General features: G+C 62.5%; 15 protein-coding genes. 2 read left to right on the top strand and 13 right to left on the bottom strand.

From position 1 onward, the window contains the following. Positions 1 to 53 precede the first annotated feature (53 nt). From LNV06_RS10355 to LNV06_RS10380, 6 genes are all read right to left on the bottom strand, one after another. Positions 54 to 257, bottom strand: coding sequence for a YbdD/YjiX family protein (locus tag LNV06_RS10355; protein ID WP_102769604.1), 204 nt, complete (start codon positions 255 to 257; stop codon positions 54 to 56). A gap of 49 nt (positions 258 to 306) precedes the next feature. Continuing rightward, positions 307 to 2,376 carry a carbon starvation CstA family protein gene (locus LNV06_RS10360; RefSeq protein ID WP_263538167.1) on the bottom strand — a complete coding sequence of 690 codons (2,070 nt, stop codon included), beginning with the start codon at positions 2,374 to 2,376 and terminating at the stop codon, positions 307 to 309. Positions 2,377 to 2,557: 181 nt separating this feature from the next. Next, positions 2,558 to 3,193, bottom strand: a complete 636-nt coding sequence (locus LNV06_RS10365; RefSeq protein WP_263538168.1) for a response regulator transcription factor — start codon at positions 3,191 to 3,193, stop codon at positions 2,558 to 2,560. After that, positions 3,190 to 4,569 (bottom strand): cache domain-containing protein, encoded by a 1,380-nt coding sequence (locus LNV06_RS10370; RefSeq protein ID WP_263538169.1) that lies wholly within the window; start codon positions 4,567 to 4,569, stop codon positions 3,190 to 3,192. The genes LNV06_RS10365 and LNV06_RS10370 overlap by 4 nt, the downstream gene beginning before the upstream one ends. Before the next feature lie 75 nt (positions 4,570 to 4,644). Continuing rightward, positions 4,645 to 5,280, bottom strand: a complete 636-nt coding sequence (locus tag LNV06_RS10375; RefSeq protein WP_263538170.1) for a PEP-CTERM sorting domain-containing protein — start codon at positions 5,278 to 5,280, stop codon at positions 4,645 to 4,647. Positions 5,281 to 5,362: 82 nt separating this feature from the next. Further along, complete coding sequence (locus LNV06_RS10380) at positions 5,363 to 8,020, bottom strand: cellulase family glycosylhydrolase (protein WP_263538171.1); 2,658 nt, start codon at positions 8,018 to 8,020, stop codon at positions 5,363 to 5,365. Between the two features lie 357 nt (positions 8,021 to 8,377). On the opposite strand from LNV06_RS10380, the gene LNV06_RS10385 reads away from it, so the two are divergent. Then, complete coding sequence (locus LNV06_RS10385; protein ID WP_263538172.1) at positions 8,378 to 9,013, top strand: PEP-CTERM sorting domain-containing protein; 636 nt, start codon at positions 8,378 to 8,380, stop codon at positions 9,011 to 9,013. Positions 9,014 to 9,163: 150 nt separating this feature from the next. Here LNV06_RS10385 and LNV06_RS10390 read toward each other — a convergent pair whose 3' ends face one another. The 3 genes from LNV06_RS10390 to glmS all read right to left on the bottom strand — a co-directional run bounded on the left by LNV06_RS10390 (position 9,164) and on the right by glmS (position 14,352). After that, positions 9,164 to 10,060 carry a TIGR02285 family protein gene (locus tag LNV06_RS10390; RefSeq protein WP_263538173.1) on the bottom strand — a complete coding sequence of 299 codons (897 nt, stop codon included), beginning with the start codon at positions 10,058 to 10,060 and terminating at the stop codon, positions 9,164 to 9,166. A gap of 113 nt (positions 10,061 to 10,173) precedes the next feature. Then, entirely contained in the window at positions 10,174 to 12,069 is a 1,896-nt protein-coding gene (locus LNV06_RS10395) for a GGDEF domain-containing phosphodiesterase (RefSeq protein ID WP_263538174.1), read from the bottom strand. A gap of 411 nt (positions 12,070 to 12,480) precedes the next feature. After that, positions 12,481 to 14,352 (bottom strand): glutamine--fructose-6-phosphate transaminase (isomerizing), encoded by a 1,872-nt coding sequence (glmS, locus tag LNV06_RS10400; RefSeq protein WP_263538175.1) that lies wholly within the window; start codon positions 14,350 to 14,352, stop codon positions 12,481 to 12,483. Positions 14,353 to 14,501: 149 nt separating this feature from the next. Here glmS and LNV06_RS10405 point away from each other — a divergent pair, with 149 nt between their 5' ends. Beyond that, positions 14,502 to 14,990 (top strand): Lrp/AsnC family transcriptional regulator, encoded by a 489-nt coding sequence (locus LNV06_RS10405; protein ID WP_263538176.1) that lies wholly within the window; start codon positions 14,502 to 14,504, stop codon positions 14,988 to 14,990. Between the two features lie 83 nt (positions 14,991 to 15,073). On the opposite strand, the gene LNV06_RS10410 is transcribed toward LNV06_RS10405, so the two are convergent. The 4 genes from LNV06_RS10410 to LNV06_RS10425 form a co-directional block, all read right to left on the bottom strand. Then, a complete protein-coding gene (locus LNV06_RS10410) occupies positions 15,074 to 16,192 on the bottom strand; it encodes a trypsin-like serine protease (protein ID WP_263538177.1) in 1,119 nt (372 codons plus the stop codon). A gap of 276 nt (positions 16,193 to 16,468) precedes the next feature. Then, complete coding sequence (locus tag LNV06_RS10415) at positions 16,469 to 17,575, bottom strand: trypsin-like serine protease (RefSeq protein ID WP_263538178.1); 1,107 nt, start codon at positions 17,573 to 17,575, stop codon at positions 16,469 to 16,471. A gap of 232 nt (positions 17,576 to 17,807) precedes the next feature. Continuing rightward, positions 17,808 to 18,989: a class I SAM-dependent rRNA methyltransferase gene (locus tag LNV06_RS10420; protein WP_263538179.1), complete on the bottom strand. Its 1,182-nt coding sequence runs from the start codon at positions 18,987 to 18,989 to the stop codon at positions 17,808 to 17,810. A gap of 27 nt (positions 18,990 to 19,016) precedes the next feature. Continuing rightward, positions 19,017 to 20,540: a hypothetical protein gene (locus LNV06_RS10425; protein WP_263538180.1), complete on the bottom strand. Its 1,524-nt coding sequence runs from the start codon at positions 20,538 to 20,540 to the stop codon at positions 19,017 to 19,019. Between the last annotated feature and the right edge of the window lie 16 nt (positions 20,541 to 20,556).

Here is a 20,556-nt window from a genome sequence, read left to right on the forward strand (position 1 = left end):
CAGCCCCAAAAAAACGGGCCCCGATCAGGAGGCCCGTTTTTGTTTTCGCCAGCTCAGCAACAGCGGCTCATGCGCCCATCCGCGCCGCCATAGCGCGCCGCCTGGCGCTCGCGGAAGAACTGCTCATACGTCATGGCCGGCTGGTCCGGGTGGGTGCGGGCCATGTGTTCGCGGTAGGTGTCGAAGTCGGGGAAGCCGACCATCAGGCGCAGGCCCTGAGCCAGGTAGCGGCCGGCTTGGCCGACGCGCTGGCGCAGTTCGCGCGCTTGTTCGATCACGTCCTCAGCGGCAGCCATGGCTTGACACTCAGCGTGCCGCAGCGGCTGACAAAGCCACAAACGGCGTTTCCTGCGCCGTGGGCTTGGCCGAGGCGCGCGCGGCCAGAATGGCGCGCACGCTGTAGATCAGCACGCTGATCACCACGAACATGAAGAGCACGCACAAGGCGGCGTCCAGGCGGTCGTTGAAGACCACGCGGCTCATGGCTTCGGGTGTCTTGGCCGGGGCCAACAGCTGGCCCTCAGCCAGGGCCTTGCTGTACTTGCTGGCGTGCGCCAGGAAGCCCACCTTGGCGTCAGTCGAGAAGATCTTCAACCAGCCGGCGGTCATGGTGCAGATCAGCAGCCACAGGGCCGGCAGGGCCGTCACCCAGGCATAACGCTGCTTCTTCATCTTGAACAGCACCACCGTGCCCAGCATCAGGGCCACGGCGGCCAGCATCTGGTTGGCGATGCCGAACAGCGGCCACAAGGTGTTGATGCCGCCCAGCGGATCGACCACGCCCTGGTAGAGGAAGTAACCCCAAGCCGAGACGCACAAGGCGGTGGCGATCAGGTTGGCGGGCAGCGAGTCGGTGCGCTTGAGCGCGGGCACAAAACTACCCAGCAGGTCTTGCAGCATGAAGCGGCCGGCGCGGGTGCCGGCGTCCACGGCGGTCAGGATGAAGAGCGCCTCGAACAGGATGGCGAAGTGGTACCAGAAGGCCATCATGGCCTTGCCGCCGATGGCCTGGTGCAGGATCTGCGCCATGCCCACGGCCAGGGTGGGTGCACCGCCGGCGCGCGCCAGGATGGTGTTTTCACCCACGTCCTTGGCGGTCTGGATCAGCATCTCGGGCGTGATGACAAAGCCCCAGGTCGAGAGCGTGGCGGCCACGGCCTCGGGCGTCTTGCCTACCAGCGCGGCCGGGCTGTTCATGGCGAAGTAGACGCCCGGCTCGATGCAGGAGGCGGCCACCAGGGCCATCACCGCCACAAAACTCTCGGCCAGCATGCCGCCGTAGCCGATGAAGCGCGCGTGGGTTTCGTTCTCCAGCATCTTGGGCGTGGTGCCTGAGGAGATCAGCGCATGGAAGCCCGAGACGGCACCGCAGGCGATGGTGATGAACAGGAAGGGGAAGAGATCCCCCGACCAGACCGGCCCGCCGCCGGCGGCGAACTGGGTGATGGCCGGCATCTGCAGCGTCGGTGCGACAAAAACGATGCCGATGGCCAGGGCCACGATGGTGCCGATCTTCAGGAAGGTGGACAGGTAGTCACGCGGGGCCAGCAGCAGCCACACGGGGATGGAGGCGGCGACGAAACCGTAGCCGATCAACATCCAGGTCAGCGTCGTGCCTTCGAAGGTGAACATCGGGCCCCAGACCGGGCTCTCATGCACCCACTGGCCGCCGACGATGGACAGCATCAGCAGCACAAAGCCGATGATGGAAATCTCGCCAATGCGACCCGGGCGCAGATAGCGCAGGTAGACACCCATGAACAGCGCCACGGGAATGGTGGCCGCCACGGTGAAGGTGCCCCAGGGCGAATGCGCCAGGGCCTTGACCACGATCAGCGCCAGCACGGCCAGGATGATGATCATGATCATGAAGGCGCCGAACAGCGCGATCAGACCGGGCACCAGGCCCATCTCCTGCTTGACCAGATCGCCCAGCGAGCGGCCGTCGCGGCGGGTGCTGATGAAGAGGACGATGAAGTCTTGCACCGCGCCAGCGAACACCACACCGGCCAGCAGCCACAGCAAGCCGGGCAGATAGCCCATCTGCGCGGCCAGCACCGGGCCGACCAGCGGGCCGGCGCCCGCGATGGCGGCGAAGTGGTGGCCGTAGAGCACGTATTTGTTGGTCGGCACATAGTCCAGACCGTCGTTGTGCCGCCAGGCGGGCGTTTGGCGCCGCGGGTCCAGCTCCAGCACGCGGCTGGCGATGAAGAGGCTGTAGTAGCGGTAGGCGATCAAGTAGACGCAGATTGCGGCCACCACCACCCATAGAGCACTGACCGCTTCGCCGCGGCCCAGGGCCACGGTGGCCAGCGCAAAAGCGCCCAGCACCGCGACCAGAAGCCACCCAAGGTGGCGCCTGATGTTCGAGGACATGAGTTTTGTCTCCTGATCCGCGCGGTCTTGGCTGTTGGAGGGAGAAAGCAAAAAGGCTGAAAAACTGAGGGACCGCTGCGTGGGTCGCAGTCTCGGCCAGGCGCCCGCGGCGCGCATCCGTCAGACCACGCGCGCCATCGCGTGGGAGCACTTAAGGGTCAACCCTAGATTACTGCCAACCTCAGTGCTGACCCGCGTGCTCGACGGCGTACTTGATCAGCTCGGCCTGGCCCTCAAGGTTGAGCTTGCGCTTGATGTTCTGACGGTGCGCTTCCACGGTGCGAACGCTCAGGTCCATCGCAATGGCAATCTGTTTGCTCGATTCGCCACGCCCCAGGGCGGCCAGCACTTCGCTCTCGCGCGGCGACAGCAAGGGCCGAGGCGCTTGGGCGCGGAACAAGCGCCGCGAAACGGCGGGGCTCAAAAAAGTGCCTCCGCCCGCCACGGCCTGAATGGCGGCAATGATCTCGCTGGCCGGCGCGTCCTTCAGCACATAGCCCTGGGCGCCCGCCTGCAGCGCGCGCTGCACATACTCGGGGTTGTCGTACATGCTCAGCATCAGCACGCGCAGGCCGGGATGGCGCTGCAACAGGTCCGTTGCCAGCTCGATGCCGCTGACCTCCTTCATGCCCACGTCCATCAGCACGATGTCCACCGCCGTGTGCGCCAACAGCGCCAAGGCCTCGCGCGCATCGCCGGCCTCGCCCACCACCGCGAACTCGGGCACCGCGCCCAGACGCAGGCGCAGGCCGTCGCGCACCAGCGGGTGGTCGTCCACCAAGGCGAGGCGGATAGCAGCGGATGCGGGAGTGTTCATACAGAGGCAGTGGATGCAGGGTTCAAAGACAGCGGCACCTCGGCCCAGACCTCGGTGCCCGCGCCGGGCTGCGAGCGGATCTGCAAGCGCCCGCCGATGGAGGCCAGGCGCTCACGCATATTGCGCAGGCCAATGCCTTGGCGCGGATGCTCTTGCACGGCAGCCTCGTCAAAACCGGCGCCATCATCGCTGATCTGCAGCCGCACCCAGCCGGGCTCGAAACTCAGGCTCAATTGCAAATGAACCGCCGCCGCATGCTTGGCGGCATTGGTCAGCGCTTCTTGCGCGACCCGGAACAGCACGGTCTTGACCAACTCCGGCAGTTCCACCGGCTCGCCCTGCACGCTCACTTCCACCTGCTCAGCGCCGCCATCGTCCTCAAACTCACGGCCCAGGGTTTCGAGTGCGGCAGGCAGGCCCAGGCTGTCCAACAAGGCGGGGCGCAAGCGGTGCGAGATGCGGCGCACCTCGTCCAAGCTGGCCTTGAGCCGCTCCAGCGCCGTGGCCAAGACCCGCGCCGGCAAGGGCCGTCCGGCCTCCAGCGCATCCACCGCCGACTCGACCAGCAGCTTGGTCGCCACCAAGGTCTGGCTGGTGCCGTCATGCAGTTCGCGGGCCAGATGCGCGCGCTCATCTTCTTGCGACTGCACCACCTGGTGGGCCAGCAGGCGCAGCTTGGCATCGGCTAGGCGTTGCTCGCTGACGTTCAGCAAAAGGCCGGTGCTGCTGATCAAGGCCACGCCGAAGACGGCGATGCCGGCGATCCAAAGCAAGGTGGTGGCGATATTGCTGCTGGCCTGGGCGTCCAGCTGGGCCATGGTGGCTTGGATGTCGCCGAGATACAGCCCGGTGCCAATCATCCAGCCCCAGCGCTCCAGTGGCACCACATAGCCCAGCTTGGCCTCGACCTGGCCATTGGACGGGCGACGCCAGAGGTAGTCGACAAAACCGCCGCCCTGGCGCGCCTGGGCAATTAACTGTTGGATGGTGGGCCGGCCTTGGGGGTCACGCATGCCCCACAGATTGCGCCCCACCAACTCGGGCTGGCGCGAGTGCATCAGCGAGTTACCCTGCAGGTCGTAGACGAAGAAATAGCCGTCCGGCCCATAGTCCAGCGAGGCCAGCAGTTGGAGCGCTTGCGCGCGCTGCGCCAGCGGGTCGCCGGGCGCCTCGTACAGCGGCTTCACCGTGCTGACCGCCAGCGCCACATAGGCCTTCAGCTCAGCGCGGCGGGCCTCCATATAGGCCTGCTCCACCAAGGCATGCTCGCGCTGCACCAGCTCGCGCTCCTGATGCCGAACCGCCAGCGCGATCAGGATCAGGCTGGCCACCAGGGGCAAGACGGCGAGGAGGATGAATTTGGCGCGGAGCTGCATGGGTGGCAAGGATAGTGCCTTGCCCTCAGCCGCCCCTCTCAGCCCGCCTCAGCCCCTTCAACAGCGCCGCAACTCTTAGGCTTGGCGCCGACGCAGCGCCCCACCCAAGGCCAGCAGTCCGAGAGCCATCAAAGCATAGCTCGAAGGCTCGGGCACGGCCGAGGTGATGCCGACCTGGATCTGCCCGGCATCCCACTGCCCATCGGGCACATCGGGGGCCAGGTCTTTCATGGTCTCGGCGAACTCCACCCGCAAAATGCCGTCGGACTGCACCGCGAAAGCCAGCCCTGCATCGAGCAGGTTGACCGAGCCGGAGTAGCTCATGGTGCCGGCAAAGCCCTCGCTGCCAGGCGTCAACCAGACCCCGTCATTGCCGGCGCTGCTGCTGAAGCGCACCTCCATATCGCTGAGCCAGCTGGCGCCAAAAGCGCTCAAGGTCACGTTCCAATCGAGCGAGTTGATCAGCGCGCCGGCACCGACCTGGAAATTCAGCACCGTGTTGCCGGGAGCGCCGGCCAGGCCGACGCTTTGCGCCCCTGCCACCTCAATGGCCAGGGTGCTGCTCGAAGCTTGGGGCAGCAGAGCAGGCAAGGCGATCTTGGTGGCCGCGGGTGCGGCGAGCACTTGAGCCGCTTGGGCATGGCCCAGAGCGAGCAAGCTGGCGAGGGCCAAGGCGGTGGCCGGGAAAATTCTGAGTTGCTTGAGTTTCATGGTTTGAATCCTTGTGTGCGCTTGATTTCTTGGGCCGAGGCGTGCCAAGCCCTTGGCACGCCCTTCTTGGGTCTGCCGCGCTTCAGTTCATCTTCTTGACGATGAGGTAGTTGATGTTCCAGCCGCCACCGACGGCCTGCAGGCGCAATCGATGTGAGCCTGCGGCCAGGTTGAAGCTGGCGCCACCCAAGGTCTTCCAAGACTGCCAGCCGCCGGTGTCGGGCACCGCCATCGCATCCACCTTGACGCCGTCGATCAGCACCTCAAAGCCGGTGCTGCCGCCGCCGCTGGCCAGACGATAGTCAATGGCGAACTTGGCCGCGCTCGCACTGGAGACTTCAAACTCGATGTAGCGGCCCGGCTCGAAATGGCCCACGTCCTTGCCACCCCCGGTGTCGGAGCAGTCTTCCAGCTGAATGCCCAACATGGCGGAATAGTCTTCGGCTTCAATCTTGGCAGGCAAAGCCACGCTGTAATTCGGCAGATTGGTGACTTCCTCGCTGCGATAGCTTTCGTCCTCGGCATCGATGGCACTGACCGTGTAGAAATACCTGACGCCGGGCTCGGCAAAGGTGTCCGTGTAGGTATTCAGTTTGTGCCCACTGACCAAGCGAGTGGCACTGCTGGCGTCACCACGCAGGCGGTTGCGGTAGACGCGGTAGCCGGCCAGATCGGGCTCGCCATTGGCGGCCCAGCTGAGTTCAACCCCGTTGGCGACGGGCGTGACCGTCAAGCCTTTGGGCTGAGCTGGCAGGCTGAAAAGACTGACCCCGGCAACAGCAGGCAAATACTTGGCCAAGCCTTTGTTCACTTCGTAAGCCTGGCTGCCATAGCTCTTGAACAAGGCCTCGATCTCCGCCACCGGCGCGCGGGTGAAGTCCACCTTGCCGGCTTGGTCCACCACATCCACGCCTGGCGTTGGCTCTTGGGGCACCAGATAGACCTCGGCCCAGGTTTCCGTGCTGTTGTTGCTGCGGAAGCTGCCGCTCAAGCTGTAGCTCTGCCCGCCTTGCAGCGTGACGGCTTGGTAGACCGCGCCATTGATCAGGCCACTCACACCCGCCGGGCGCGAAGCACGCAAGACCGCACCGTCGCCGCCCACCGGCGTCTTGTCGCCCACTCGGTAGTTGAAGTCAAAGTTCTCGCTGCCGTTGATGGTCAGCGTGGTCCATCCGTTAGCGCTGCCAAAGCCGCCGTTGACCAGCATCTCGGCCTTGCTGGCGTCGTGGACCAGGCTGATATTGTCAAAGGTCACATCGGGTGAGCCGCCGCCGGTGGCGCCGGTCTTGATCACCAGGTAATAGGTCTTTGCGCCGCTGCCGCCAATCTTGATGGTGCTGGGCTTCTTGGCGCAGGCATCGGCGAAACGGGCGTCCCATTTGGCGCAATCCCAGGTGCTGGCCTTGACCGCCAGGCCCAGGCCGGTGTCACGGTTGACATCGACCGCATTGGTCACCATGCCCCAGGTGCCCTGACCTTGCCCGCCGCCGGTGCTGACAAATTTATAGGCCCAGTTGGTGGCTGCCCAGCCATAGGAGCCGTAGGTGTCATAGGTCGCGCGCCCGATGCGACCGCCCAAGTCCAGCCCGGCCGATTGCCAGGGCTGAAACTCGCCCATCAGCATCGGTGTGTTGCTCGCCTTGACGCGCCGATTCACATCGCAAACCCCGCCCGTGCCCTGCGGGCCGCAGCGCAGCCAATCGCGGTGGATGTCGTAGGGGGCGTCATTCGGCCGGTCGCCAAACAGGCCCGGATAGGGATGCAACTCAAAGGCCACATTGCTCATGCCCTTGGCTGCGGGGTCGCCATAAACCTCGAAGTTGCCGTAATGCGCCGGCAGCAAGACGATGTGCTTGTTGTCGATCTTGCGAATGGTTTGGTAGAGCTCGGTGACGCGCGTGGCCATGTCTTCGGCGGTGGAGCCCCAGGGCTCATTGAGCGGGTCGTAGGCGGCGACCGCCGGCTCGTCCTTGTAGCGCGCAGCGATCTGTTCCCAGAGCCAGCGGGTGCGCTCCTGAAACTCAGTGCTGGTCCAGTACTTGTTCTGGCCCGAGCAGCCGGTATGGTCATTGGGCGTTTGGCCGCCTACAGCGCCGTGCAGATCAAGAATTAGGTAGATGCCGCGCTTCTTGGCCTCGGCAATCGACCAATCCAAATACTTCCAGGCATCGGCGCGCAGGGTCTTGGGCTTTTTCTCGTCCTCAATGACGCTCCAGAGAATTGGCAGGCGCACCAAGTTGAAGCCGAAGGCTTTGATCTGGTCCCAATCGCGCTCTTTGATCCAGTTGTCGCGGTAGAGCTGGATCAGGCGCTCCTTCTCGGCATAGCCAAAGCGTGTGCTCAGTTGCGCCTCTAGCGTGCATTGGTCAATGACGCCATTGCCGCCCTGACCCATCATCCAAAACTCTTGCACCAGCCAGTTGCCGAGATTGGTGCCCTTCAGCTGCACTGCCTCGCCATTGGCCTTGACCCACTGCGTGCCGCTGCTGCGCAGAAAGCTCAGCTCCACAGCGGGCGGCGTGACTGGCGGGGTGATCTTGCCGATAGAAGCGGCCAAGGCGCGGGCATTCGCGGTTTGGGCCTGGGCCGATTCATCCGGGGCGGATGTGCCCCCACAAGCAGACAAGCTGAGCAAGGCCATCACGGCCAGCCAGCCGGAGGGTCGACTGGGCACAAGTGGGCTTGATTGGGTCGCTGGGACGTGACGCGCCAGGGCGCGGACAGGGCGGGATGCAGGCATGGTTTCAGTCCTCCGTTTGAGGCCCATCCCGATGACAGGCCGCTGGCGCTTTCGCCGGCGGATTATTGAATTCGTTAATTTATTGTTAAACCCGCATTAACCCTGAATACAGGCAGCAAGGTCAAGCGATCACGATCCAGCCCAACACCGCGAGCGACAAACAGCGGACCACTGCCTGATACCGGCGATAGCTTCCGGGTCATCAGTAGCCTAGGGTTAAAACGAAGTTAATAATTTGTTAACTTCAATAAGATCGATTCCAACCCCATGCTTAACGAACGGCGGATCAGTCGGAACCGGGGTCTTGCGCAAGCGGCGCAAACTGATCTTGTTCGCTCTTCTAGGAAAGAACGCCCAATGAATTCAAAGTTTCACCTTTGCCTCCTGGCTGCCGCGTGCCTGGCCGCCGCTGGCGCCGCTAACGCCGAATCGCTGCTGATCGACGGCGACTTCAACAATGCCGCCTCTTGGAACAAAAGCACTGAGAGCGGTGGCTGGGCCAATGTGGAGAACGCGGCCGCTGTCAGCCTGAATGGCTCGCAATACCTGGTCACTGGCGCTGCCGGCAACGGCGGCGGCGGGCGCTTCTGGCAAACCGTGGCGGCCAGCGCCGGCTTGAACTACACCCTGGACGTCTTCAGCGGCGCCGATGCCTGGTGGCTGCCCACCGGCACCATGACGCTGTACTTCCTGAACAGCGATTCAACACTGCTGAGCAGCGCATCGAGGAACACCGTCGACCCTGCCGTCTATGGGCAGAACTACGACATCCCTCACCCCTGGGAGGCCTACTCGCTCAGCGCCGTCGCCCCCGAAGGCACGACTGCGGTGAAGGTCGAATTCGCCGCCAACAACGCCACCGGCAGCATCTGGTTTGAAAACGCAGCACTGAACGTCAGCGCCGTACCCGAACCCAGCTCCTGGCTCTTGATGAGCTTGGGCGGGGTGGCCTTGCTTGGTGCGCGCCGCCGCAAGCAGGCCTCGCAGCACTGAGCTTCAAATCACTCCAACTCAAGCACAGGAAAAGGGCGCCTGGGCGCCCTTTTCCTTCACCAGTCAGCAGACTAAAAACTCCTCTGGAGTGCACACCGCTTGGCCTCTCGGCAAGTCATGTTCTGCCGCAAGTCTCTGGCCCCACCCCGCTCAGCGGATCACCGAAGGCTTGGCTCGGTTCTTGAAGAAGACCTCCATGCGAGCCCCGTATACCCTGCGTGTTTCTGGCGTAAGCCATTCCGCAGCCGACTCACGCAGCATGGCCGCCGCTTCCGGCGTTCCCAAAATTTTGTCGATACCCTGGATTGCCGCGAGTCCCCATGGCGTGCGCGGGCAGACCACACCCGACAACAAGGGCTGGCTGGCGCCGGCAATCGGCTGGCTGACCAGGTCTGCAAAATTTGGAACGGAGCGGCGCGCCTGGGCAATGCCTACTTCATAGTCGATGGTGTAGTCGATCCTGCCTTTGCCCAACATGGGCAATAAGTTACTGCCGTAATCGGCGGATGAATAGCGAGTGAGCGACGACTTCCCAGGGGCAGTTCGAGTCAGCATCGCATCGATGAAATCGCCATAGCTGCGCCCATCGACAAGACCTCCTTGCAGCCGACTTTCCTTGAGAAGTTTTTCAAGATCGATCTCGCCAGCCGCATTGCGCGGCAGCTTTTTCAGTTGGCTGCGATGCACGATCAACTGCATGGGCGGCCCGATGAAGGTATTGGAAAAATAGGCCAATTTCTCGCGTTCGGCCGTGCGGACCGATGGAACTTGGCAGACATTTTCACCACTGCTGATCATTTGCCAGGCACGGCGCGGATTGGCGCGGATGACTTGATGCTTCACTTCCGGCCAGCGCTCCGCCACATATGGTCTGATCCGGTCCAAAAGCTCATCCTCTGGCTTGGCCTCTCTGTCGGCGGCCACAGATTCAGGCACGATAGAAATCCAGGTGACGGTGTCAAGCTGCAGACTCAATTCGCCCTGAGCCTGCAACGCAGGGGAAGTCAAGAGAAGGGCGAAAAGGACGATGCTGGACAGGGCGCTCAAGCGAGAAGCTCCGCGGAATGGACCAAGGGTCTCAGGGTACCAAATTCAATGCAGGCGCTGCAACCGGCCTCATGAGGACCGGCGCGAAGTGGCACTCGCGGAACACGAGAAGTTCAGGGGCCCAACAATTGCTCCAGCGGCTGCGGCCGCGCGAAGTAGAAGCCTTGCAGGCAAACGCCATGAAGCCCGCTGATGCACGCGACCTGGCCTGCTGTCTCCACCCCTTCGATCACCACCCGGCAGTCGAAGTCGCGCCCAAGTTCGCACAGGGTCGACAAGACCATTTGGCTACGGCGATCGGTTTCTATGCGCTGAACAAAAGAACGGTCGATCTTGATCTCGTCGAAGTGCACCTCACGCAAATAGCTCAGCGATGAGAAGCCGCTGCCGAAGTCGTCCAGCGAGACCTGCACCCCCAGGTCGCGCAAAGCCCCACAGGCCTGACGCAAGCGCTGCAGATCTCCCACGAAGACTTCCTCGGTGATCTCGACGATGAGATTGCTGGGCGACACGCCGCTTTCTAGCAGCAGGCGCTGCAGCAGATCGGGAAAGCTCGGCGAAAGAAACAAGGCGGGCGACACATTGGCAGCCACCTGGGTATCGGCGCCATAGCGCTCACACAGGGCCGGCACGTCTTGCAAGATGCGCTGCAGCATGCGCTCGCCGAACTGAGTCATCCATCCCTCGGCATGCAAGACGCCAATGAAAGTCGCAGGTCCAGGCACCTGCTCCTCGCCGACGGGCCGCATGCGCGCCAAACCTTCAAAGCCAACGATCTGCTGGTGCTCACGGTCGACCTTGGCCTGATAGACGGCATAAAAGCCGTCTTGGTCTAAGGCTTGACGCACACGCTCTCGGAGCAATTGCTCCTCGTGCAGCTGTTGCACCATCTCGGCCGCAAAGGCCACGCAGGCGCCCGGCCCTTGAGCGACCGCACGCTGCAAGGCCACTTGCGCACCACGTCGCAAGGCATCCAGGTCGAGGCCATGCTCCGGAAAACTCACCAAGGCTGCATGGAACTGAATGCCCAGCCTGTCCAGTGACAGCTTGCTTCGTGCATGAGCCATAAACGCCTGGCTGGCCTCTTCCAGTCGATGGGACTCAGCCTCGGGCGCCCATACTGCCAGCTGATCACCAGACAAGCGACAGAGCATCAAGGTTTTGGCGGACAGGTTTTTGCGCAAGAGCTCAACGCCCTCGCGCCAAAGCTGGTCCACCCGCATCGGTCCATGCAAGGCACTCAGTTCTCGCAAGCCCATGAGCTCAATCACCATCAACTGATGCGCCACTCCCTTGGCGCGGTGGCGCTCCAATTCGCGAGCCAAAAACTCCACATTCCACAGCCCTGTGACTGCGTCTTGGTAAGCGAAGCGAAAGAGCTTGCGGTTGCCGGACTCCAGCAGCTCGATCTGGCCCAGCAAGCGATGCTTCAACTCAAAGATTGCTCCGCCCATGGCCGTACCCAGCAGCACCACGGTCAAGCAAACAATCAACCAAGCCTGCGGCCGACCCGAGAAATTGGGCGCATCCGTGGTCACCTGGATCCAATCCAAGTTGACCCCGACGGCCACTGCCGCAAGTAGCAGCACGCAGCTCACCGGTAGCGCCAAGGCGCGCGGGCCACTCCAATTGGTAAAGGACAAGGCCATCACCCCAGCCACCAACAGGTAGCCGTCTGGGGAATACGGATTAAAGACGATCGCCGGCACAGCCACAAAGATGCCGGTCAATGCCAGGCAAGCCAAGCGCCGACCGGACGGTATGCGATGCCGGCTCAGCCACAACAAGATCAAGCCCACGGCGGCTAGGGCATCAACCAGCATAGAAACCGGATAGACCTTGGCTTGCAGCAAAACCAAGGCACAGGCCGCAGAGACAAGGCTAGCAATCAACACCATGCGATCGATCAAGCGATCGCTCAGCCCCAAGCTCATCGCCGGCTCAAGCCTATGCAGGGATGGGTCACTGACAGCGCCGTCAGCAACCGGGGAAGCCGGGGATGAATTCATTGCGGGTCTCCGGGTGTTCGTACTCACCAGTGCACCTTGAAGCCAGGTGGTCGCGCTGCGAATTGTAGGAAGGCGATTGCCTCAACACGCATGCACAAAACCCTGCATTTCTAGCCATTTGAATGCCTTCTGGTGAATGGATCCTGACCAGCTCTACAAGTGCGGCCCCAGCATGTCGGTCGAGCCGAGCCTATGCTCGCGTGCGATTGCGTGCGATTGCGTGTGAGCAAACGCACGACATGCCCTCCGCCCTCCGCCCTCCGCCCTCCGCCCTCCGCCCTCCGCCCTCTGCACGCAAGCAAAACAGGCAAAAAGAATGACGCCTAAGCGCCATTCTTTTGTTCACGCCTCAACCGGCGGAATGCTGACTGTCTCTATATTTTCAGCTACAGCATGAGCAAAACATAACCATCACTCTACAGTGACCGACTTGGCAAGGTTACGAGGCTTGTCCACATCAGTGCCGCGCGCGCAAGCCGTGTGATAAGCCAGCAATTGCAGCGGGATCACGTGCAAGATGGGGCTGAGCGCGCCGTAGTGCTCGGGCATGCGGATCACATGCAGACCGGGCTCGGATTGGATCTCGGTGTCGCCGTCGGCGAAGACATAGAGCTGGCCGCCGCGGGCCCGGACTTCTTGCATATTGCTCTTGAGCTTTTCCAGCAAGGTGTCATTCGGAGCCACAGTCACAACGGGCATCTCGGCGGTGACGAGCGCCAAGGGGCCGTGCTTCAGTTCACCGGCCGGGTAGGCCTCGGCGTGGATGTAGCTGATTTCTTTCAGCTTCAAGGCGCCTTCCAAAGCGATCGGGTAATGCAAGCCTCGGCCCAGGAACAAAGCGTTTTCCTTGCGAGCGAACTCTTCGCTCCAGGCGATGACTTGAGGCTCCAAAGCCAGCACCGCCTGAACGGCCACCGGCAAGTGACGCAGCGCTTTCACATGTTCGGCTTCTTGGTCTTCACTCAGATGCCCGCGGGTTTGCGCCAGGGCCAAGGTCAACAAGAACAAGCCCACCAGTTGCGTGGTGAAGGCCTTGGTGGAGGCGACGCCGATCTCGGCACCGGCACGCGTGATGTAGGCCAACTCGCACTCGCGCACCATGGCACTGGTGGAGACATTGCAAACGGTCAGGGTGTGCTTCATGCCCAGCGAGCGGGCATGCTTGAGGGCCGCCAGAGTGTCTGCGGTTTCGCCGCTTTGGCTGATCGTAACGACCAGGGTGCGCGGATTCGGCACGCTGTCGCGGTAACGGTATTCGCTGGCGATTTCAACGCTGGTGGGGATCTTGGCAATGCTTTCCAGCCAGTACTTGGCGGTGGAACCTGAGTAGAAGCTGGTGCCGCAGGCCAGGATCAAGACGTTGTCCACCTCCTTGAAGATGCGGTAAGCACCGTCACCGAACAACTCGGGGCTGATGCCGGTGATGGCTTCCAGGGTGTTGGCAATGGCCGTGGGCTGCTCGAAGATTTCCTTCTGCATATAGTGGCGATAAGGGCCCAGTTCGGCCGCGCCGCTGTGCGCATGCACGGTGCGAACCTCGCGCTGCTGCGACTCATAACGACCGGTTTCAGCGTTCAACTGGCTGATCCAGAAGCGGCCTGGCTGCAGGTCCACCACATCACCCTCTTCCAGGTAGACGATTTGATCGGTCACACCGGCCAGCGCCATGGCGTCAGACGCCACGAAGTGCTCACCATCCGCGGCTTCCATGCCCACACCCAAGACCAAGGGCGAGCCTTCGCGAGCCGCCACCACACGGTGCGGTTCATCGCGGCAGAACACGGCCACGGCGTAAGCGCCCTTCAGGCGCGGCAAGGCTTGCTGCACCGCTTCGAGCAAATCGCCGGTGTAGAGATGGTCGATCAGATGCGCGATCACCTCGGTATCGGTCTGGCTGCTGAAGACATAGCCACGCGACTTCAGTTCCGCACGCAACTCATCATGGTTCTCGATGATGCCGTTGTGCACCAGGGCGATGCGACCGACGCTGTCGGCCGCGGCATTCGGGCCTTGCGAAAAATGCGGGTGGGCGTTGTGCACCGCCGGCGCGCCATGGGTGGCCCAACGGGTGTGGGCAATGCCGGTGCCGGAGGCAATACCGTCCTCAGCCGCCAAGCCGGTCAATTCAGCCACGCGTGAAGTGCTGCGGGCGCGCTTCAGGCCGCCGTCTTGGTGCACGGCCACGCCGCAAGAGTCATAGCCCCGGTATTCGAGACGCTTCAGGCCCTCGATCAAGATTGGGACGATATTGCGCTGGCTGACGGCTCCGACGATTCCACACATGATGTTGGGCTCCAGAAAATGTTTGGGCTTGAGTTCGGAGCGAATCGTAGGCATTCAACCGAAATGATTGCTTTCAAAATATCAATCTATTTGAAATAATTAGCCACACCCATATATCGGCGACGACATATTTCACGAGTAGGCTATTTATGAATGATTCGGTCACATCGTTGGAGTTGGACGCCAGCGATCTGCGCATCCTGGAGCTGCTGCAACAAGATGCCGCACTGTCCAACCAAGACTTGGCCGGTCTGGCTCATGTCTCGCCAGCGACCTGTTTGCGGCGCGTCAAGCGCTTGGTAGACACCGGCATCATCGAGCGCCGAGTGGCGCTGCTGTCGGCTGAAAAGCTCGGCGCGGGGCTGACGGCCATCGTTGAAATCACTTTGGACCGACAGGGTGCTGAACATCTGCAGGCTTTTGAGGCGCGAGTGCTGGCTGATGTGGCCGTGCAGCAGTGTTACCAGGTGTCCCCTGGGCCCGACTTTGTGCTGATTTTGCAGGTACCCGATATGCCGGCCTACCACGCCCTGGTGCTGCGCCTGTTCACCCAGGATGCCAATGTGCGCAACGTCAAGGCTTTCTTCAGTGTGCGACGCGGCAAGTTTGAGCCGCGCGTTCATTTGCCTAGCCGCTGAACGATTCAACAGCCAGGCCGGCGAACAAGAAAAAAGCGGCCCGAGGGCCGCTTTTTGGTTCAAGGCAGAACGCGTCGAAGCGATCAGGCCTTGTTGCGACGGCGCGCAGCGCCAGCCACCACCCACAGGCCCAGGGCCATCAGGGCATAGGTTTGGGGTTCAGGAACAGCGGTCACGCTCGCGATGAAGTCAAGGTGCGAGAACACGGCGGTGGAACCCGACAGGTCGCCATAGCTGGACTTGTTGACCGAGCTCACATCGCAGTCCAGACCGAAGGTGCTGCAAGCTTGCCAGCCCCAGGAATGCACACCCGACAAGACCCACTCGCTACCGTTCCAGACGAAGTCGCCACCCCCGGAGTCTCCGCCGGCAATCAGGCCTTCCATGCCGCCCAAGCCTTCATTGCTGCTGAACTTGTTGCCGGTCATGTCAGCAATGCGCTGCATGGTGTTGTTCTGTGCAGTGCCCTTGTCGAAGTCCACCATATAGGTGACACCGTGCTTGTAGTAATTCTCGTCGTAGCCCCAATCCGGACCCACCGCATCGCCCACCACCTTGTTGAAGGTCTTGCTGTCGATGTCAAAGGTGTTGAAGGCGTAGTGACCGTACTTGCCGTCATTCCAGTTGGTGGCAGTGTTTGCGCCGCCATTGCTGGTGGTGCCATAGCCGGCGGTCAGATGAGTCTTGCCCACATCGTTGGTGGTGCTGAGGTTGTAGCCCTTGATGGTCGTAACCGGGGCGTCCAGCTTCAAGATGGCGATGTCTGCGCCCGTGTCCAGTTCGCCAGTCCAGCCGGCGTGGATGAAGGCATTGCCCACCGAGACATTGCGGGTCTCAACGGCCTTGCCGTCGTACCAACCAAACTGCACGGTCATTTTGCTGAAGTCGTCAGCGCAGTGCGCGGCGGTCAGCACGTACTGACCACCCGCCAGCAGCGAGCCCGAGCAGGCGTAGTTGCCGCCCGAGGTGGTGAAGCTCAGACGAGCCACGCCGTCCAGCAAGCCGGCCACGCCGCCAATGTTTTGGCCGGGGGCAAAACGCCAGTTCGCGGGGTCGCTGGTGTTGCCAGTCAGCGGATCCATGCCAATCGCGCTGGCAGGAGGCAAGCGCAGGTTTGCTGCGTTTTGATCGCCGGCGGCGTGGGCGGCGCCGACCAAAGACAGCAGCGCGGCTGCGGCGATGACATTCAAATGCTTGACCAAGGTCCTACTCCTCAAAATTTGTTTTAAAACGATCGATGCCCTGATCAACGCTGCCAGGCGGTGCCCGAAACTGTCATTGCCAGTGGTTCTTTTGTACCCATCGATGCGTGAATATTGTCACGCCACCGACACCCCGCCAACCCCTACACAAGGGCAGTGAAAACCCCATCAAGGAAGTCACCTAGCCGAGGTGACAGGCAGTTATGCAAGCGGCGCCCTTGGACCTTTCGATCCAAGGGCGCCGTCTCTTGTTGGCCTTCAGAAGGCCACGTGATGTCAGCCTTGCTTGCGACGGCGAGCGGCAGCGGCCACACCAATGAGGCCCAGGGCCATCAAGGCATAAGTCTGCGGCTCAGGCACAGCGGTCACGCTGTTGATGAAAGCCGCATGCGAAAACACAGCGGTGGAGCCCGACAGGTCACCGTAGCTGGAGCCGTTGGCGGTGGCGTTGTCGCAGGTTCCGGGCGTGGGGACGCCGTAATAGCTGCAAGCCGAGCTACCACCCCAGCCCCACGAGTGCACGCCAGACAGCAGCCATTCGGTGCCGTTCCAGACGAAGTCGCCACCACCCGAGTCACCGCCGGCGATCAAGCCCTCGTTGGCCAGATTCGAGATGCCGGTATTGCCCCAGTTCTGACCCACTTTGGCGCCAATACGGCCAATCGTGTTCTTGTCAGCTGTGCCGTTGTCGAAATCGACCATATAGGTCACGCCGTACTTGTAGTAGTTGGCGTCATAGGCTGGATCAGCCAGGCTGTTCAGCGTCTTGCTGTCGATGTCGAAGGTATTGAAGGCGTAGTGGCCGTAGTTGCCGTCATTCCAGTTGGTTGCACTATTGGTGTTGGCCGCCTGGGTGGTGCCATAACCCGCCATCAAATGCTCTTTGCCCACATCGTTGGTGGTGCTGATCTTGTAGCCCTTGATGGTGGTGACCGCTTGGTCGAGCTTCAGGATGGCGATATCGGCGCCGGTGTCGAGATCGCCGTTCCAGCCGCTGTGCACGGTAGCGCCGCCCACAGCCACATTGCGCGTAACGGTCGCCGTGCCGTTGTACCAGCCGAACTGCACCTTCATGCTGGTGAAGTCATCGGCACAGTGGGCCGCGGTCAGCACGTATTGGCCGCCTTCCAGCAGCGAACCCGAGCAAGCCCAACTGCCCGACGAATTGGTGAAGCTCAAGCGAGCCACGCCGTCCAGCGCGCCAGCCACGCCGCCGATCGTCTGGCCCGGCGCAAAGCGCCAGTTCGATGGTGCCGAGGTGTTGCCCGTGCTGGGGATCAAGTTGTCCAGCGAGGTGACTTGCCCGTTGCTGGCTTGCGCTGCGCCAGTCAGGGCCAAAGCAGCAGCGGCTGCGAGCAGTTTGATGGTGTGAACCTTTGCCATGATGTCCGAGTCCTTCCGTGATCGGCGCCCACAGGCGCCTCCTCCCAAGCGACTCAAAGCCTCTTGTGCCTGAGCCGCGCCAGACGATGCAGCGTGCTGCAATCGATGGCGGGAATATGTCACGCTCGAAGCCGGGGGCAACTGATGGCTTTTGCCGAAGTGCAAACCCTTAGGCACTCACCCAGTTGACCTGCTAGACGCCCCTCTTGTAGACGCGCAGCCTTTCAGGCCATCAGGATTTCAGGATCAGCAAACCCTTCAGATACTCCCCTTCCGGGAAGCAAATGGTCTGCGGGTGGTCTGGCGTGGCGCCGACGCGGTCGAGGATGAAACCGTCCACCTGCGCATCCAAACCCGCACCGGCCACAATTTTGTGGAACAAATCGGGTGAGATTCCACCTGAACAAGAGAAGGTGAACAGCAGCCCTCCCGGCGCTAGCAGGCGCAGCGCCAAACGGTTGATGTCTTTGTAAGCGCGCGCCGCACGCTCTGCGTGGGCTGCAGTGGGGGCGAACTTAGGCGGATCCAGCACGATGGCATCGAACTGGCGACCCTCCTTTAAAAAGCCCCGCAGGGTGGCATTCACATCGGCGTCCATGGCCTGGTGGCGAGCGGGATCAAACCCGTTCAAGACCACATGAGCTTGCGCTCGCGCCAGGGCCGGCCCCGAAGAATCCACACTGATCACCTGCTCGGCACCACCGGCCAAGGCCGCAACGGAGAAGCCCCCGGTGTAGCTGTAGCAATTCAAGACAGTCTTGCTGCCGTAGTGCCGGACGGCGTCGGCAAAACGTTTGCGGTTGTCTCGCTGATCCAGGTAATAACCCGTCTTATGGCCTTCAGCCACGTCCAAGCTGAGGCGCCACTCGTGTTCGCTGATCGTCACTTCTGTCGCGCCTTCGCCACGCAGCCAACCGGTTTGAAGGGGCAGGCCTTCGAGCTCGCGGACTTGCGCGTCGGAGCGCTCATACAGACGACTCAGGCCGGTGGCGGCCATCAAGTGCTCGATGATCTGCGCCTTCCAGCGCTCCACCCCGCTGGAGAGAAACTGTGCCACCAAGGTGTCGGCATAACGGTCGACCACCAGGCCGGGCAAGCCGTCGGCTTCGCCATGAATCAATCGGATCGAGTCCGAAGCGACCGGCAGGCGTGCTCGCATGGCCAAGGCACGGGCGATGCGCCGCTGGAAGAAGGCGCTGTCGATGCGCTCACTCTCGTCAAAGCTCCACGCGCGCAGGCGAATCTGCGATTGCGGACTGAAGGCAGCCCAGCACAGGAACTGCCCTTCGGCCGATTCAACACGCACGGTTTCGCCGCTGTCCGCCCCGCCGCGAGCAATGGAGCTTTCAAAGACCCAGGGATGGCGGCGCTCCAAAGAGCGCTCTTTGCCGGGACGGATGACAACTTTTTTCATGGCCTGGACCTTTTCTTTCGCACAAGTTCAACGCGCCAGGCTGCCAAAGGCATAACCGACCGAGAGGTTCAGCAGCGGCGCGGATTGGGCGCCACTGCGCATGCCGCGCCAGTGACCCAGGCCCGCGCGCAAACGCAGGCGTTCGCCTTCCCACAGCGCATAGGCTTCGGCCTGCAGCAAGGCGCCGCCACCCACATCCACCCCGCCGCCGCCAGCCGCGCCGGCGAGCAATTCGGCGCCGAAACGCGTGGAAGCCCACAGCGGCTGGGTCTGCAGGCCCAGGCCAAACAGCCCGAAGGAATAGGCGCCGGCCTTGCCGAAAGCCGCACTGCCGGCCTGCGCAACGCCGTAGACCGAAGGCGTCAGCTCACGCGTCATCACCATGGCCATCTGGCCAATCGCGTCTTGGCTGCCATTCTTGAAGCGAACCTTGGGCAGGTATTGATAGCTGGCAAAGAGCTGCTGGGTGCGCACCGTGCCGGACTCTTGTTCCAGACTGTTGCCAATGGAAGGCGTGATGTCCAGCGGCAAGGCCAGGCCCAAGCGGACAAAATTGGCCGAGAACTGGCCGCGCGGCGCTTTGCTGAGACCCCCATCCAGGCGCACGGTCGCACCCCAAGGCGTGATCCAGCGCAGCGTTGGGCCGGCACGCAACAGCCAACCGCTGCCGGTATCGATATTGCCACCGCCGCCCAAGCCCAAGCCTAACTGCCCGCCTGCGCGCAAACGGGGGCTGCCAATCGCCCAGTCTTGCCCGGCCGTAGCCAGCACCTCCATATAGCCGTCGGCGCCGCCCTGTGCGGCACCGGCAGCCTCGACGCCCCACCAGCTGCCATCGGCGATGTACTGGCGCAAGTCCGCGCCGGCAAAGCCCATGCGCTTGGTGCTGGGCACACCGCTGCGATTGCGGGTGCCAGCGCGCGGGGTGGCAAAGCCGCCCTGCAAAGCGATTTCGTCAAAGCCCATGCCTGTGCGCTGGCTGGCGCGACCGCGCTTACCCGAGTCGCTGGGCGCGAAGCTGGCAAAGCTGCTCGAGCGCCCCAGCACCAAGCCGATGCTGCTGTCGCTGATATTGCCGCTGGGGAAGCGAACATGGCTGAGCGCCACGCCGCTGTACCAGTCGCCCGCCTGCAAACGCAAGGACAACTCGGGCCGCAACATCAGTCCGCCACCAAAGCGCACCTGATTCGAGCCGACGCCCCCGCCAGCTCCGGCGTACAAACCGGCCGCCACATGTGCGTTTGAGCCCAAGCGCCAGCGTCCTTGAGCCGTCAAGCCGAGCGTGAACAGTCCACCGTAATTGCCCTTGGCCGCGCCATAGACGCTGGGGCCGAAACCCCAATCGTCGTTGACCGCCATCAAATAGCTGCCGCCCAGCAAGGCAGTCTTGTCGCCATTGGGCATGCGCAGCGGCGTCCAGCTGGTTTCAATCGCGGCAGGACGCAAAGAGGCGGGGCGCACGAGCGCAGCATCGGCGCCCACGGCAGCACCAGACTGAGTCAAGGAAGCCAGCGCGACCGCAAGGGGCGCCAGGGCGGGCAAAGTAGGCATGGTCTGAACAGAAAGT

Origin of the sequence: Paucibacter sp. Y2R2-4, from assembly GCF_025717535.1 — a bacterium.
Lineage (GTDB): Bacteria > Pseudomonadota > Gammaproteobacteria > Burkholderiales > Burkholderiaceae_C > Paucibacter_A.

Excerpts from the sequence above, each read along its gene's own strand:
- LNV06_RS10385 (WP_263538172.1), top strand. The coding sequence starts at position 8,378 with ATGAATTCAAAGTTTCACCTTTGCCTCCTGGCTGCCGCGTGCCTGGCC.
- LNV06_RS10395 (WP_263538174.1), bottom strand. The coding sequence starts at position 12,069 with ATGAATTCATCCCCGGCTTCCCCGGTTGCTGACGGCGCTGTCAGTGAC.
- LNV06_RS10415 (WP_263538178.1), bottom strand. The coding sequence starts at position 17,575 with ATGGCAAAGGTTCACACCATCAAACTGCTCGCAGCCGCTGCTGCTTTG.
- LNV06_RS10425 (WP_263538180.1), bottom strand. The coding sequence starts at position 20,540 with ATGCCTACTTTGCCCGCCCTGGCGCCCCTTGCGGTCGCGCTGGCTTCC.
- LNV06_RS10360 (WP_263538167.1), bottom strand. The coding sequence starts at position 2,376 with ATGTCCTCGAACATCAGGCGCCACCTTGGGTGGCTTCTGGTCGCGGTG.
- glmS (WP_263538175.1), bottom strand. The coding sequence starts at position 14,352 with ATGTGTGGAATCGTCGGAGCCGTCAGCCAGCGCAATATCGTCCCAATC.
- LNV06_RS10420 (WP_263538179.1), bottom strand. The coding sequence starts at position 18,989 with ATGAAAAAAGTTGTCATCCGTCCCGGCAAAGAGCGCTCTTTGGAGCGC.
- LNV06_RS10405 (WP_263538176.1), top strand. The coding sequence starts at position 14,502 with ATGAATGATTCGGTCACATCGTTGGAGTTGGACGCCAGCGATCTGCGC.
- LNV06_RS10380 (WP_263538171.1), bottom strand. The coding sequence starts at position 8,020 with ATGCCTGCATCCCGCCCTGTCCGCGCCCTGGCGCGTCACGTCCCAGCG.
- LNV06_RS10370 (WP_263538169.1), bottom strand. The coding sequence starts at position 4,569 with ATGCAGCTCCGCGCCAAATTCATCCTCCTCGCCGTCTTGCCCCTGGTG.
- LNV06_RS10375 (WP_263538170.1), bottom strand. The coding sequence starts at position 5,280 with ATGAAACTCAAGCAACTCAGAATTTTCCCGGCCACCGCCTTGGCCCTC.
- LNV06_RS10365 (WP_263538168.1), bottom strand. The coding sequence starts at position 3,193 with ATGAACACTCCCGCATCCGCTGCTATCCGCCTCGCCTTGGTGGACGAC.